This is a genomic window from Youngiibacter fragilis 232.1, assembly GCF_000495435.3.
GTDB classification, from domain to species: domain Bacteria; phylum Bacillota; class Clostridia; order Clostridiales; family Clostridiaceae; genus Youngiibacter; species Youngiibacter fragilis.
The window spans coordinates 14284-30154 of record NZ_AXUN02000189.1; the positions used below are offsets into that span (position 1 = coordinate 14284).

11 protein-coding genes are annotated in these 15871 nt (G+C 47.2%); 9 read left to right on the top strand and 2 right to left on the bottom strand.

Annotated features, from left to right (window positions below):
- Positions 1-8 precede the first annotated feature (8 nt).
- Genes T472_RS12850 through T472_RS12860 form a run of 3 tightly spaced genes read left to right on the top strand, consistent with a single transcriptional unit; the run spans position 9 to position 3653 of the window.
- Positions 9-1244: a 2-hydroxyacyl-CoA dehydratase subunit D gene (locus T472_RS12850; RefSeq protein ID WP_023389228.1), complete on the top strand. Its 1236-nt coding sequence runs from the start codon at positions 9-11 to the stop codon at positions 1242-1244.
- Positions 1244-2404 carry a 2-hydroxyacyl-CoA dehydratase subunit D gene (locus T472_RS12855; RefSeq protein ID WP_023389227.1) on the top strand — a complete coding sequence of 387 codons (1161 nt, stop codon included), beginning with the start codon at positions 1244-1246 and terminating at the stop codon, positions 2402-2404. The genes T472_RS12850 and T472_RS12855 overlap by 1 nt, the downstream gene beginning before the upstream one ends.
- 13 nt (positions 2405-2417) lie before the next feature.
- Positions 2418-3653, top strand: a complete 1236-nt coding sequence (locus T472_RS12860) for a CaiB/BaiF CoA transferase family protein (RefSeq protein WP_023389226.1) — start codon at positions 2418-2420, stop codon at positions 3651-3653.
- 179 nt (positions 3654-3832) lie between these two features.
- On the opposite strand, the gene T472_RS12865 is transcribed toward T472_RS12860, so the two are convergent.
- Positions 3833-4579: a FadR/GntR family transcriptional regulator gene (locus tag T472_RS12865; protein WP_023389225.1), complete on the bottom strand. Its 747-nt coding sequence runs from the start codon at positions 4577-4579 to the stop codon at positions 3833-3835.
- Between the two features lie 297 nt (positions 4580-4876).
- Here T472_RS12865 and T472_RS12870 point away from each other — a divergent pair, with 297 nt between their 5' ends.
- Both T472_RS12870 and T472_RS12875 read left to right on the top strand, forming a co-directional pair.
- Entirely contained in the window at positions 4877-6178 is a 1302-nt protein-coding gene (locus T472_RS12870) for a nickel pincer cofactor-dependent isomerase, group 22 (RefSeq protein WP_023389224.1), read from the top strand.
- 86 nt (positions 6179-6264) lie between these two features.
- Positions 6265-7428 carry a YkvI family membrane protein gene (locus T472_RS12875; protein WP_023389223.1) on the top strand — a complete coding sequence of 388 codons (1164 nt, stop codon included), beginning with the start codon at positions 6265-6267 and terminating at the stop codon, positions 7426-7428.
- Between the two features lie 136 nt (positions 7429-7564).
- Here the strand turns inward: T472_RS12875 and T472_RS12880 are convergent, their stop codons facing one another.
- The gene (locus T472_RS12880) at positions 7565-9142 is read right to left on the bottom strand and encodes a PucR family transcriptional regulator (protein ID WP_023389222.1); all 1578 of its coding nucleotides are present in this window, start codon (positions 9140-9142) and stop codon (positions 7565-7567) included.
- Between the two features lie 456 nt (positions 9143-9598).
- Between T472_RS12880 and T472_RS12885 the strand changes: the two genes are divergently transcribed.
- The 4 genes from T472_RS12885 to T472_RS12900 all read left to right on the top strand — a co-directional run bounded on the left by T472_RS12885 (position 9599) and on the right by T472_RS12900 (position 15813).
- The gene (locus tag T472_RS12885) at positions 9599-10897 is read left to right on the top strand and encodes an SLC13 family permease (protein WP_023389221.1); all 1299 of its coding nucleotides are present in this window, start codon (positions 9599-9601) and stop codon (positions 10895-10897) included.
- An 18-nt stretch (positions 10898-10915) separates the two neighbouring features.
- On the top strand, positions 10916-13318 hold the full coding sequence (locus tag T472_RS12890; protein ID WP_082447692.1) for a glycyl radical protein: 2403 nt from the start codon (positions 10916-10918) through the stop codon (positions 13316-13318).
- On the top strand, positions 13305-14216 hold the full coding sequence (locus tag T472_RS12895; RefSeq protein WP_023389219.1) for a glycyl-radical enzyme activating protein: 912 nt from the start codon (positions 13305-13307) through the stop codon (positions 14214-14216). The genes T472_RS12890 and T472_RS12895 overlap by 14 nt, the downstream gene beginning before the upstream one ends.
- A 295-nt stretch (positions 14217-14511) precedes the next feature.
- Positions 14512-15813 (top strand): SLC13 family permease, encoded by a 1302-nt coding sequence (locus T472_RS12900; RefSeq protein WP_023389218.1) that lies wholly within the window; start codon positions 14512-14514, stop codon positions 15811-15813.
- Positions 15814-15871: the final 58 nt, after the last annotated feature.

Below are 15871 nucleotides of genomic sequence, written 5' to 3' on the forward strand. Positions count from 1 at the left end.
GTAAAAATATGGCAGCAGAAACTAAGGTTCAAAAAGCACCAGATCCAAATTCAGCGAAATACAAGCTGGATGCTATTGTTTCCAAGCATTACAGGGAGGTGCAGGAAGCAAAGGACAGAGGAGAGAAGATAGGATGGTGCGCCAGCAACTTTCCACAGGAGATATTTCAGACACTTGGTATTAAGGTCTGTTATCCGGAAAATCAGGCAGCGGCAATCTCAGCCCGAGGTGCAGGCCAGAAGCTATGTGAGATATCCGAAGCTAACGGTTATTCCAACGATATTTGCGCATACGCCAGGATTAGCCTTGCATATATGGAGATCAAGGACGCACCGGAGCAGAACATGCCTCAGCCTGATTTCATGCTGTGCTGCAACAATATCTGCAACACCATGATGAAGTGGTACGAGAATATAGCAAAAGAGCTTTCGATACCAATGATCCTTATAGATATTCCATTCAATCCTGATTACAAGGTTTCACCTGCCCAGATTGAATATGTCAAGGGTCAGTTCCTTGATGCTATAAAGCAGCTTGAAGAGATAACAGGAAAGGTCTGGAGCGACGAGAAATTCAAGGAAATCATGGCAATTTCAAACCGAACTTCAAAGGCATGGCTTGACGCTACAGCATATACAAAGTACAAGCCTAGTCCGCTTAACGGATTTGACCTGCTTAACCATATGGCTGTTGCGGTCTGTGCAAGAGGTACTCTTGATGCTGCAGAAGCTTTCGAGACACTTGTTGAGGAATACAGCAAGGCAGTTGTAGAAGGAACAAGCACATTCCGTGGAGAAGAGAAACACAGGATCATGTTTGAAGGCATTGCATGCTGGCCACACCTCAGGGCAACAGCTACAGGGCTTAAGAGCAGGAACATAAACATGGTTGCTACAATTTACGCTGACGCATTTGGATTCATCTATGATGATTTTGACGGACTCATAAGGTCTTATTGCAATGTACCGAATGCCATGAACCTTGAACATTCGAGGGACATGAGAATAGACATCGCAAAGAGGACAGGAGCAGAAGGCCTGCTGGTTCATACTAACCGTTCATGCAAGCTGTGGAGCGGATTCATGTATGAGATGAGCAGACAGATTGGCGAAGCATGCGAGATTCCGGTGACAAGCTTTGACGGTGACCAGGCAGACCCGAGAAACTTCTCAGCCGCACAATATGAGACAAGGGTGCAGGGTCTTACTGAAATAATGGAATCAAACAAGGGAGGGATGATGTAATGGGAGTAAATAAGATATTGGCGAAATTCAGCGACATTGCTTCAAACCCCTCTGCACAGAAGGTAGCTTATCTTGCTGCAGGAAAGAAGGTTGTACTTGTTGCACCGGTATACACTCCTGAAGAAATAGTTCATTCGATGGGAGCAGTGCCGATAGGCGCATGGGGAGCAGACTGCGAACTGCAGGAAGCCAAGAAATACTTCCCCTCGTTCATATGCAGCATAATGCAGAGCATACTTGAGCTTGGCATTAAGGGAGCATATGAAGGAACATCAGGGATAATCATACCTTCACTGTGCGACAGCCTTAAGACACTCGGGCAAAACTGGAAGTACGCGGTACCTTCAATTCCTTTCATCCCAATGACATACCCGCAGAACAGGGCAAACGAGTTCGGACTTGCATTCACAAAAGCCGGCTACGAGACAGTAATCAGATCACTTGAGGAAGTGCTTGGCAGCAAATTTGACGATGAATCGCTGACCAGGTCAATAGAAATATACAACGAGCACAATGATATTATGCGAAAGGTTTCTGATGTGCTTGCACTTCATCCGGAAGTCAGCTCAACCGACAGGAGCAACATATTCAAGAGTGCGACACTGATGCTGAAAGAAGACCATACAGCACTTGTTTCAGAGCTGATCTTAGCACTTGAAACATCAAAACCAGGAAAGTCAGACTTAAGGGTAATTACCAGCGGAATAATTGTGGACAATCCATCCCTAAATGCGATATTCGATGAACTGGGTATCCATATTGTCGCTGATGATGTGGCAGCAGAAAGCAGGCAGTACAGGACAGATGCGCCAGCAGCAGCTAGTGCCTTGGACAGGCTGACCAAAAAATTCGGCCTCATGGACAACTGCAGCGTGTTGTATGACGTTGATAAAAAGAGGGCTGACCTTGTAGTGAGCATCGCAAAGGAAAAGTCTGCTGATGGAGTTCTGGTTATCCTGACCAAGTTCTGCGACCCAGAAGAGTTTGACTATGTCATGGTCAAGAAAGCCTGCGAAGCAGCTGGAATACCACTCGCACTGATTGAAGTGGACAGGCAGATGGTCAATTATGAGCAGGCAAGGACTATCCTTGAAACATTCAGGGATGTCGTTGTCGCCAACAGCCAGGAAGAATCTGAACTATCACCAATACTTGTATAAGAAGGAGATTTGTATGAGCACAATAAAGAGACCGTTAGAAGGAGTAAAGGTAGTTGAACTTGCGACATTCGTAGCAGGTCCCTGCTGCGCAAGATATCTGGCAGACCTCGGAGCTGAGGTCATAAAGGTTGAGTCATTCCAGGGTGATCCGCTGAGGTTCACAGCAGTAAATGAGGGGAGACCTGCAGGAGAGGCTGAAAATACAAGCTATGACCTGGAGAACGCGAACAAGACCTGCATCTGCTTGAATACAAAGTCCAAGGCAGGCCGTGAGGCCATGGAGAAGCTCATCGCAAGTGCCGACATATTCATAACCAACTGGAGGCAGAATGCCCTTGAGAGGTCAGGCCTTGACTATGAGAGCCTGAAGGAGAGATATCCGAAGCTCGTATTCGGAATAGTGAGCGGCTATGGCGAGAAGGGACCTGACAAGGACCTGCCAGGATTTGATTTCACAGCCTTCTTCGCACGAGGCGGCGTAATGGGTACCATGTTCGACAAGGATAACCTGCCTATGAACGTAATAGCAGGATTCGGAGACCATCAGGTCGGTATGAACCTTTCATCAGGAATCCTTGCTGCGCTGTACAGGGCACGTGAGACAGGATATGGCGACAAGGTTGTAGTCAGCCTGTTCCATTCTGCACTCTGGGATGTTGCGATCATGCTTCAGAGCGCGCAGTACGGCCATCCTTCAACCCAGTACCCGATATCAAGGAAGAAGATAGCGAATCCTCTTCAGGTCGCACATAAGACCAAGGATGACAGATGGCTCCAGATTGCAATGCCGAGATATGATTTCTTCTATCCGAAGTTCATGGAGGTCATAGGCAGGACAGACCTTATAGGTGACCCGAGGTACTATCCTCAGTCAGCGCTCCAGGCCAACCTTGAGGAATTTTATGAGATAGTGAAAGAAGGAATCGCTAAGGAAGACATCAGCGTGTGGGTTGAGAAGCTCACTATTGCCGATTTGCCATTTGCAGTAGCAAAGACTTGGAATGAACTTCTTGTCGATGAACAGGCCTGGGCAAGCGACTGCTTCCATGCAATGGAATATCCTACAGGAGCAACTCGCACGCTGGTTAGACCGCCAGTGTTGTTCGAGTCGACTGAGCTGCCTCCATACAAGAGAGGACCATACCTTGGAGAGCAGACAGAGGAAATCCTTGTACAGCTCGGTTATTCAAAGGAACAAGTCAAGGCAATGATAGAGGCTGGAGATGCAATGCCTCATAAGGCACAATAGACAGGCAAACCTCACCAAATAAACAGCTGAACAAACCCTGCAAAGGAGCCTTCCAGCTCTCTGCAGGGTTATTAACCAATAAAAAACAAGATGATCAAAAGTCTTGAGATCACCTTGTCCGATAGTAAATATTCAATTATCCAAGAATCGGATGATTCCTTGGGTATTGCAGGTGGATACTAATATGTTGCCTTGAGATCAACAAGGAATGCATGAACATGGTATCGCATCGCTTCTTCTGCAGCACTTACGTCCTTGGCACGGATAGCCTCAACGACATCCTTGTGCATCTTCAGAATACCCCTGCACATATTGATTCGCTCCGGAGTGGTCATGGGCTCCATCCTTGTACTCATCATGTTGACGAGCAGCTTGCTGAATACCTGGGTCATGATATAGGCGACTTCATTCTTAGATGCCTTAGCCAGAAGACCATGGAATTCAGGGTCGATAAGGATGAACTGCTCATAATTCTCAACAGTTGCCTCAGCATGGGCAAGAATGGCATCGATTGCCTCCAGGTCTTCATCCGTACGGCGTTCTGCAGCCCATCCGGCTATGGCAACATCATTGAGTGACCGGTATTCAGACATCTTCTCGAGGGTTATCTGGCTTGACTGAAGCATTGCCTCAAGTGACTGCTCAACACCCTTGGTATTCGGTTCCTGTATTATGGCACCGTTGCTTCCTGCAATCGTCCTGATGAATCCGGCACGCTCAAGCATCCTCAGCGCCTCACGTATGGTAGGGCGGCTCCTTTGGAGCATATCCATCATATTCCTCTCTGAGGGCAGCCTGTCTCCCGGTTTCAGCTGTCCACTGAGGATCATATCCTTGATCTGGTCGTATATTGCTTCACTGGCTCGCTGTGTATGTATTGGTTTAAGGTTTACAGCATTAGGCAGAAGCGTATCTTTGTTTGTCACTATGTTTCCCCCATTTAGTTTCACGTATGATTACACTCGATTATACTATTTTAATCGTATACGGTCAAATGTATCGATATTCAAACCAAATGAATTGAATTTGCATATTAGGAGTAAATCAGTTTCCGTGAATATCAGAAAAATTGCTTGAAAATATATTCACAAAGTGTTGACAGTCCATATTGACTTAAGAAAAAGAAAACGTTATACTACGACTTAGATACCTGGTCTTACCAGTAATCTAAGAATACAAAGTAACAATGAAATTTGACTGAAATTCGAGATAAGGAGGATGTTATGCAGCGTGTTGAATTTCCGGAACTAAAGCTTACGATCCAGGGCATGGAAGATGTGAAGATCCCGAGGATGATGAAGGTCCGACAGAAATACGACAGCAGAAAGATTGAAGACATAGGAGAATACCTGAAGCTGGAGCTGGAATCAAAGCTTCCTGAAAATCAGAAGGAAACCTTCAGGGGCAAGAGGATATGCATCACAGTCGGAAGCAGGGGGATCCCCGATGCTGACCTCATGGTCAGGACAGTAATCGACTGGCTTAAGGAAAAGGGAGCAGATCCATTCATAGTTCCAGCAATGGGAAGCCATGGCGGCGGAACAGCTGAAGGGCAGAAGGAGTTCATAGCAGGGTACGGCATCACTGAGGAGTCAATGGGGGTTCCGATACTGTCATCCATGGAGGTAGTGCAGCTGGGGGAACTTGAAGACGGAACTCCGGTATACTGCGACAGGCATGCCTTCGAATCAGACGGAATAATAGTCTTCAACAAGATCAAGCCCCATACCGATTTCCGCGGAGAGCATGAAAGCGGACTCGTGAAGATGTGTGCAATAGGACTTGCAAAGCATCTTGGAGCATCATATTTCCATATGATGGGATTCCCCACGTTTGCTGAGAGGATCCCAAGGGTCGCTGAAGTGTTCCTTGAGAAGGCTCCAATAGCATTCGGCCTCGGAGTTGTCCAGAACGCATACGATGAGATAAGCGAGCTTGAAGTGATACCTCACAGCAGGATAATGGAACGCGATGCGGCACTGCTTAAGACAGCAAAGGAAAAGATAGCAGGTTTCAAGATGAAGGGCATCGATGTGCTCATCATAGATGAGATTGGAAAGAACATCAGCGGCAACGGACATGACCCGAATATTACAGGACGTTCGAACTCAAAGGGTTTTGAGGATGTCCTTGATTGCAGGAAGATGTTCATAAGAGGACTGACTGAAGTATCCCATCACAACGCATGCGGACTATCCGCAGCAGATATCACTACCCGCAGGGTCATGAATGACATAGACCTGGAGGTAACATGGACCAATGTCGTAACTGCAACAATGCTGAACGGCGCCAAGCTTCCAATGTACGCAAACAGTGACCTGGAGGCAATAAGGATATGCATCCGCACCTGCAACAACATCGACTTCAGCAATGCGAGGATAGTGCGAATAAGGAATACTGCGGAAATGGAGGACATACTCGTATCCGAGGCTTACCTTGAGGAGCTTAAGGGACGTGAGGATATAGAGATCATAGGCGAACCGTTCGATATGGAATTTGACGAAGAGGGTTACCTGGCAGACTGACCTGACAGGAAGCATGAAATTTCCATACCGGGCAAGTAGATTGTATCCCAATAAAATCATTATAATCATTTGAGAGGAGTTTAATCATGGCAGAAAAAACCGCTAAGAAAAGCAACTTCAAGCTAGCCACATCAATGGGAATAGGTGCTACCTGGTTCGGTGTGCACATGGGACCAGGTACCGCTTCAGGCCGACAGGGTTCAACCTATTACAGCACCTACGGAAACTGGGGACTCGTCACACCGCTGCTTGCTATGGGAATACTTGGATTCATCATCTACATCGTCGTTGAGTACTGCAGGCAGAATGGGCTTACAAAGTACAAGGACTTCTTCAATCACTTCTTCTCACCTTATGAGAAGATATTCAGCGTACTGTTCGACATACTTTTCTTCTTCACTTATTTCATGGTTGTAGGTGCATCACTTGCAACAGGCGGAAAGATACTTTCCAATCAGATAGGCCTTCCGTATCTTGTCTGCGCTGCTATCATCGGAATAATCGCTCTCATGCTCATCATATACGGAGAAGCTCTCATACGTAACGCAAACAGTGTAATGACATGGCTGATGCTTGCAATTATCGTTTCTCTTCTGTTCTTCTCACTCGGAAGCCCACAGTCTCAGTTCTCCACAGAGTGGACTGCAAAGACATGGGATTCAGGAACACTCTTCCCTGCACTAAAGGCTGCTGTAATTTACGCTTCATTCCAGGTTACTGGAGCAATCGGATCCGTTGCATCCGTAACAAGCGGACTTAACAGCAAAGCCGAATCAAAGGCTGCTGCCATATTTGGATTCCTCACGAATTCACTATTAATAGTAATGATCATCGTGATGCAGTACGGATATCCACAGCTTACCAAGGCTGAGATGCCAAACTATGAAATACTGAAGCTTCTTAATATACCGGTTCTTTACTGGATGTATGTTGCACTTGTTGAGCTGGCTGTCGTATCAACTGTTATAGGTCTCAACAACGGAGTTGTCACAAGGATACAGAAATATGTGAAGATAACCAATCCAATGGTCAAGAATGTAGTTCTGAACGTGATATTCATGATGGGCGCGACAGCTGTATCGCTCCTCGGACTTACAAAGATAGTAGGACCAGGGTTCACTATGCTCGGCTACATGTGCCTTCCGCTTGTAATAATCCCGATACTTGTAATAGGCTACAAGAAGGTCATAAGGAACAACAGGGAGCTGCCTGATAACGCTGCAAAAGCTCATCTTGGACTCGAAGACTAGGAATAGCCAAACCTTACTTAAGCGAATGATGTCAGAATAAATGATTTAGAGAAGTACAAACCCCGGTCGCGGTGCGGCCGGGGTTTGTCTATGAAACCAACCATGTTTTGAGACTATAGTTCAATAGGACTTCATATCAGACCTTGATGTTCTGGTTCATGTACCTCTGGTAGTACCTTACAATCAGGCAGGATGACAGGATGCGGAAATCCGTATGACCGTCTTCTATTGGAATCTGGATTATCTCGGTTATCTTCTTTATTTTGTTCAGTACTGTGTTCCTGTGCATGTAGAGAGCCTTTCCGGTCAGAGAAATGCTTCTTTCATTGAGGATGTAGTAGAACAGCACATCAAGAAGGTTTGAGTCGTTATTCGTGTCATATCTGTACAAGGCTACTATAGCGGGATGGATCAGGTAGATGATGTTGTCATGGTGGTGCTCCTCGACAAACTTCCGGGCAGCCAGGTCTATCAGGTAATAGAAGCTGTAATCCTCATGGATGAATACCCTGTCTGAAAGGCTTCGCCGATGAAGTGTGGTAGCAAGGCGAATCGTATCACTTGCAATGAGATGCAGCGTCCGCAGCATGTCGGAGTTCCGTGTGGAGTTGCTGATTCCTGCATATGCATTGCAGCGGGTCATAAGCTCCTCCAGCTTGGCATAGTCAAAACCAAGCCTCTCGAAGCTGCGCTCCTCCTGAGTATGAAGAATGACAATATCATTGCCATATATGGTAAGATTGTCACCTTCAAAGATTTCCATCAGCTCTTCGATAAGGTGAGTATTAGCAAACTCATGATTATCAGAATGCCTTACTACGATGATGGCCATGAAAGTCTTAAGGGGAAAACGGAGATATTTTGAACGCTCATCAATTGCCCTGGAATCTGTCAGCCTGGACTCTATGATATCGGTGATGAAAGAGGAGAACAGAATATCATTCTCAGGATTATCCATGTTAAGGTCGCTCAGGAACTTCACGACTATCGTGGATAGACAGTAAAGCATATAGCCCACATCGACATTCCTGTGAGTAGGATTAGTGACTATCAGGAGTTTGGCTACTGTAGCTCCGTTCTCATGGATCTTCATAAAGTGATAATAGTGATTCAGCCTTTCTGAGTGGTAGACCTCGTAGAAGTCCTTCTTGTAGATGCTTGTGCACGAAGACTTGAATTTACCGGCATCGTTCTGCGGAAGATGTCCTTCAGAAGTAAGGGCATCGATGCAGGCATCGCTGATATAGGTCCTGTCGCTTCTGTAAATAACCCGCTCATATGGGTTCAGAAGAAATATCGGAGCCCTGACGAGATCTGAAGCTTTTGAAAGAATATCAGGAAGGCTTTTGCCGTCAAACATGGCCTGAAGCAGAACAGTGCGCCAGTGGTTGTAGCTGTGGACCAGAGTGGTGAGCCTGTTATACAAGGATGTAATCTCCAGATCAGTCTGGATTATGTTGTGTCTCAGTGACGGTTCGATGAAAGTCTTTTCAGTCTGGACAGGGATAAATATCGTAATGCTTTCATCAGCGCCTTCACTTTCAAGCAGCGACTTCACTGATGATGCGGAGCTGATATAAACGAAGGAACTCGATACAGGAACGCCTTTCTTATAGAAAAGTATCCCGTTAAGTTCAGGCATTTCCTCATGGGGTAATGATCTGGAGACCACATGTTTTCCAAGCACATTGACTATGAAATTAATATTGGGCATCTGAAATTCCTCCGTAATGCATGCTGCAATTGTTTGGCTTAGAAATATCAATATCATATGAGTGTGAGTAAAGTATGGTTATGCATAGGAAACTGTGATATGCATTAAATTTACCGACCATGTCTGCAGCAGCAGCTGGAAACATATATTTGATGACAGACAATTGAATTATAATCTAAAGGTGCTGAATATGCTACAGCAAAGGCCTTATCATATCATGAAGGCTATAGCTGATGATATTTTGATGACCGTTTCCAGGGATAACACTGGCTTGGATTATACTAGCAGCTGCCATTTCAGAGAATACATATGCAGCTGTCACATGGCATATGGAATACATTATGCGCAGCGCCCAATAATCATCATAAAAATGAAAACGTAATTGTGTTAAATATTTGGCGATGATAACCTTATCACGAAAAGTACTTTCAATACAAAAAAAGGGGAGATTAAGCAATGTCATTATACTTATGCCTGTTTGCAATCCTTGCTGCCATCGTAATCGGATGGAAGTTCAACTTCAATACCGGAATCCTTGCCATGGGCTTTGCATTCATCATCGGAAACCTTGTTATGGGACTGAAGGTATCTGAGATCATCAATTTCTGGCCTACCAATATCGTATTCTTCCTTATAGCTATATCGTTGTTCTTTACTTATGCCACAAGCAACGGAACCATGACACTGGTCGGGGAGAAGCTGCTCTATGCAATGAATGGAAATGCGAAGCTGATTCCCTGGGTCATAGCCCTTGTCAGTGCAGTAGTTGCGTTCCTTGGAGCCGGTGCATCGACACCTGCGATCGTCGGACCGCTCGCGTTCGCACTTGGAATCCCGGCAGGAATACATCCTGTCATGATTGCCGTGACAGTAGGCTGTGCAACACTTATCGGAGCTGACAATCCTATCAACGGGTTTGGCGGAGTAATATCCAAGAACCTTATTGAAAAGGCTGGTTATGGCGACGCATCGTTCACAATAGCAAATTATGTATGGATCAACAGCGCATTCAAGCAGATCTTCATAATCGCAATATTCTATATCGTATTCAAGTGCTACAAGGCAAAGAGGGTGGAGATACAGAAGCCCAAAGCTTTCGATGAGATCCAGAAGAAGACACTCTGGCTTATCCTTGCAGCATTCGCGTTCATGGTCCTGCCTGCAGTTATAAACACATGGGTGCCGGGAATAAAGATTGTGAAGGCACTTGCCACGTTCTCGCAGCCGCAGGTGATCATGGTCATAGCAGCGATCCTTGCAAGAGCTCTCAAGCTTGGAGATGAGAAGGACATCATAAGGAAGCTCCCTATGAATACCATCCTGATGATCGCAGGAGTTGCACTCCTTCTTGGAATAGCCAAGGAGGCAGGACTTGTCGACCAGATAGCGGCTATCCTTACAAACAACATACCAAAGTTCTGGGTACCTGCAATGCTTGTTCTGTTCGCAGCATTCCTGAGCTTCTTCTCAAGCGGAACATCCGTGGTATGCCCTCTGATGTACCCTCTGGTTCCGGTACTTGCCACATCGCTCGGCCTCAATCCGGTTATGCTCTTCTCATGCATATTCATCGGAGCAATGGCTTCATCGCTTTCGCCGTTCTCAACTGGCGGAGCAATGGTAATCTCAGGCTGTCCTGACCCGAAGATAAAGGAACAGCTGACAGAATGGATGATTCCAGTATCTGCTGTAGCGGTACCGCTAATTTGCGTGATATTGGCTACAATCGGCGTATTCGGACTTTTCTCGGTTTGATAGAAGAAAGGCATTGAAATGAACTTAAGAGTAAAGAAAATGAAGGAAAGCCTAAGAATAAGCAAGTATCCGCTCTGCATAGAGCTGTTCAGGCTTGCTAACGAATCCCTTGACAAGACAGTCGGGGAGCCGATGATAACAAGGCGTGCAAAGCTCCACGAGCACATTCTCGACAACATAACCATATTCATAGAGGAGGATGACCTCCTCTGCGGTTCAGGAGCAAGCAAGCCATTCGGAATGGAGATGCAGTACGAGTACGGCGTCTGGACAAAGGATGAAGTAGAGTCGCTGAAGAGCGAGATATACACCATCACTCCTGAGGATGAAGCAGAGCTTTACGAGCTTAACAAGAGGTTTGCAGACAATGCGCTGAACAGCAACCTGGTTGATGCATTGTCAAAGTCCCTGGGCATGAACGAACGCATGTGGCCCTTCATGAAATCGGGCTGCATCCTTCCTCCATGGAAGGACAAGAAGGGCGGCTCAGGCGGCGGCTTCGCAATGTCAGGCTATGGCCTGGGGCCGGGCTTCTTCCTGGTATGCATCGACTTCGAGAAGATCATAAGGGAAGGCGCAAGATCGATAATAGAAGAGGCAAAGAGAAACATAAGGGAACTGAGGTACACGACAGCAGACAGCATAGAGAAGCAGAACTTCTGGGAAGCGGTCATCCGTGTCTATGAGGCATGGGTGAGGTTTGCAGGCCGTTATGCTGAACTTGCCGGAAAAATGGCAGCTGAGGAAAAGGACGAACAAAGGAAGGCTGAACTCCTTGAAATGGCCAGGATATGCCGCAAGGTTCCCTATGAGCCTGCAGACAGCTTCCACGAGGCCATGCAGTCCTTCTGGTTCACATTCCTCCTTGCATGCCCGTCACCCACAACCACTGCAGGACGATTCGACCAGTACATGTACCCATACTACAGGAAGGACATAGAGACCGGAATCATGACAGATGAGAAGGTCCTTGAGCTTATTGAGATCATGCGCTGCAAGTGCATGAAGATAAACAGGGTATCAGGAAAGGCCAACAGGGCCAAGAACTCAGGAATGGCGAAATGGTATAACTGGACGATCGGCGGAGTTGATGAAAACGGCAATGATGCTACCAATGAACTGTCATACCTTCTGCTTGAATCTGCAAGGGATACGAACCTCCCTCACTTTACAGTTACAGTAAGGGTACACGAGAACTCGCCGAAGGAGTTTCTCCTGAAGGCGCTGCAGGTGGTGAAGACCGGCATGGGAATGCCTGCATTCCTTGGTGACAAGAGCTACATCAAGTTCTTCACGGACGGTGGAATGGACCTTGCTGAAGCCAGGGACTACTGCGCTACAGGCTGCGTCGACGGAAACATTCCGGCAAAGACAAGAAGCCAGGTTGTAACGTTCTTCATAATTGCACAGGCCTTCGACATCTTCATGCACAACGGGTACTGCAGGTATACCAATGAGCAGGTAGGTATCGAGAGCGGCGATGTGACAAAAATGGCTACATTCGATGAATTCAAGCAGGCATTCTTCAGGCAGTTCGACTATCTGCTGCATCTGGCAGCCGAAAGGAACAACGTGGAGCTCATCGCCGAAAGGGAGCTGTTCCCGGATCCGTTCCGGTCTGCCCTGATGGAGGGTGGTGTTAGCCTCGGCAAGGACATGCTTGACAGGCATTTTGATTTCGAGAACGGCAGCCTCCTTGGAGCTGTCGGAGGAGTCAATACAGGGGATTCCCTGGCAGCCATAAAGGAACTTGTCTACGACAAGAAGAGGTACACGATGGAGGAACTTCTCAGGGCGCTTGATGCCAACTGGGAGGGCTATGAGGGCATGAGGCAGGACTTCATAGCCGTACCGAAGTACGGCAACAATGAGGACATGCCTGACCAGCTGGTAGCTGAAGTCTATAAGTTCTTTGCAGATACCTGCAGTACCATGGACACGGCATACGGCGGCAAGGTGGTTCCAAACGCAATATCAATTTCGGCCCATCAGCCAGGAGGAGCAAGCACCGGAGCGACTCCCGACGGAAGAAGGACAGGAGAGGTGCTTGCAGATGCATCGCTCTCGCCTGACCATGGAAAGGACAGGAACGGCCCACTTGCGGTACTCCAGAGCGCCATGAAGGTCAACCAGGATCCATACCAGGGGACTCTTCTGAACATGAAGTTCCATCCGAGCGCACTCAAGACAGATGATGACCTTGAAAAGCTTGGTGACGTGGTCAAGACCTACCTTACTAACGGCGGAAAGCATGTCCAGTTCAATGTGGTGACAAAGGAGGACATGATTGACGCAAAAGCCCATCCGGAGGAACATGAGGAGCTCATAGTGAGGGTCGCGGGTTACAGCGCATACTTCACGAGGCTCAGCGAAGCCATCCAGGATGAGGTAATAGAGAGGACTTCGTTTGAGTACGCCTGATCTGAAAGGGACAGTATTCAACATACAGCACTATTCCATACATGACGGACCGGGCATCCGCACCAGCGTGTTCCTGAAGGGATGCCCGCTGGCATGCCTGTGGTGCCAGAATCCGGAGTCAAACTCTGTGAGGCCGCAGATCATGTACAATAGGGATACCTGCACAGGCTGCCTTGGGTGCATCGGAGCCTGCCCACAGAATGCAATAAGGCAAGACTCAGACAAGGTAATTACCGACAGGGCACTTTGCACAGGCTGCGGTGAATGTACAGCGTCATGTCCGTCGAAATCACGGACCATCATGGGGAAAACCATGACTTCGGATGAGGTGTACAGGGAGGCAGCCAAGGATGTACTGTTCTACCGGAACTCAGGCGGAGGTGTAACCATTACCGGCGGAGAGGTACTTTTCCAGCCGCTGTTTGCAAGGGAAATCCTCAGGAAATGCATGGAAAGCAATATACATACTGCAATCGAGACCTGCGGCTACGCAGACTGGAGGGCCTTTTCAATGATCCTTCCATACGTGGACCTTGTGATATATGACATCAAGCATATGGACAGCACGATGCACATGAAGGGCACCGGAGTCGGAAATGAAAGGATACTTGAGAACCTCACAAGGATATCTAGAGAGATGAGCATTCCCATAATCGTAAGGACCCCAATAATCCCAGGATACAATGACACTGAAGAGAATGCGCACCTGATGGCTGCCTTCCTCCGGGAAAATGTCAGGACCCTGATTGAAGTGAACCTTTTGCCTTACCATAACCTGGGTGAGGGCAAGAAAAGCCAGCTTGAGGAAGAGCTGACGTTTAAAAGCCATGCTCCGGAAGCCGGAGAGATGGAGAATCTTAGAAACATAATACGTTCATACGGGATAGAGGTAAAGTGACAGGCAGAGTCCTGACTATAAGAAGCTACCGCAATACCACCTTATATTCGGCCTGAGTCCGCTCAGGCCGATCTTTTTTATACTTGTTGCAGGTCGGAGGCAGGTGACTGACATTAAGGATGCCTGGGTCATGGCCAGGACAGGGTACAAGGGGGGAGTAAACGATTTTTCGGTATGTGCAGTTTGCATATAAAAAAAGATGTAAATCTATACATTCTGTACCTACAGTTAAAAAACCCCGGAGCATACAATTGACTCAACCGGTTAAAAGAAGAATAAAAGGAGATTTTAGAGAATGAATGTGACACTGGTAGGATTCCTGATGATTGCCATCATAGTAGCTATTTTACTTTGGGGAAAGGTTTCAATAGCCCCCGTCTTCGTTATCGTACCGATAATCGGAGCAGCGCTTTGCGGCTATGACCTGAACAAGATCAACACATTTATGGGAGACGGCCTCAAATCAGTCCTTAACACCGCCGCACTTTTTGCCTTCGCGGTCATGTACTTCAGTCTTCTCAGCGATGTCGGCATGTTCGACGTCATAGTCAAGAAGGTCATGAAGTATATGGGCAACAAGGTTGAAATGGTGCTTCTCATGGCAGCGTTCGTTGCAACGATCTCACATCTTGACGGATCAGGAGCGACAACGATGCTCATAACGATACCGACAATGCTCCCGATATTCAAGAAGATGAAGATAAGACCTGAAGCGCTTCTGCTCATGGCTGCCCTTGCATCAGGATCCATGAACGTAACACCATGGTGCTCGTCAGTGCTGAGACTTACATCAGCTGTCGGAGGGGATCCCCAGGAGCTCTGGATGTACATACTTCCTCTGCAGATAATCGCTCTGCTCCTTACCTATGCCAGCGTAATTGTAGTTGGAAGGGTTGAGAGGAAGAACGGCGCTGGGATGTCTGATGAAGAGTTTGCAGAGCTCAAGAAGACAATTGATGAACCGGCAAAGATATCAGTAAGTCATGGAGTTCTTGCATTTGACATGGTCATGACAGTGGTCCTCATTGTCTTGCTTCTGACAGGAATCCTGAAGACCAACCTCGGATTCATGGTCGCATTCAGCATAGCGCTCGTTGTCAACTATCCAAGTGTGAAAATGCAAAGTGCGAAGATTAGGGAATATGGCGGAGCCGCCCTGAACATGATCATAATAATATTCGCAATTGGAGTCCTGGTTGGGATAACCAGCGGAACAGGAATGATAGCAGGAATGGCTAACGCTTTCGTATCTGTAATTCCAGAAGGCATGGGAGAACGTCTCCCGATATTGCTGTCATTCTTCTCGGTACCATTATCCATGATTATCGGAAGTGATACTGTGTATCTGGTACTTGCACCAATACTGGCAACCATACTCAAGACCTATGGGATAAGCACACTCATATTGTCAGCGGCACTTCTTATGGGTTCCTGCCTGGCAGCAAACCTTACACTCATAGGACCTACACCATATCTTGCACTTGGACTTGCGGATGTTGAAATGGGTGCGCACCTGAAGTACAGCTTCAAGTATGTATGGGCCATCGGCATAATCGTGACAGTAGCCGCCGGAGTCCTTAACATCATCCCATTCTAGAGACGGCATTCAACCGGGAATGGCGATCCGTCGAGGATTGCCATTCTCCTCCAGAGGA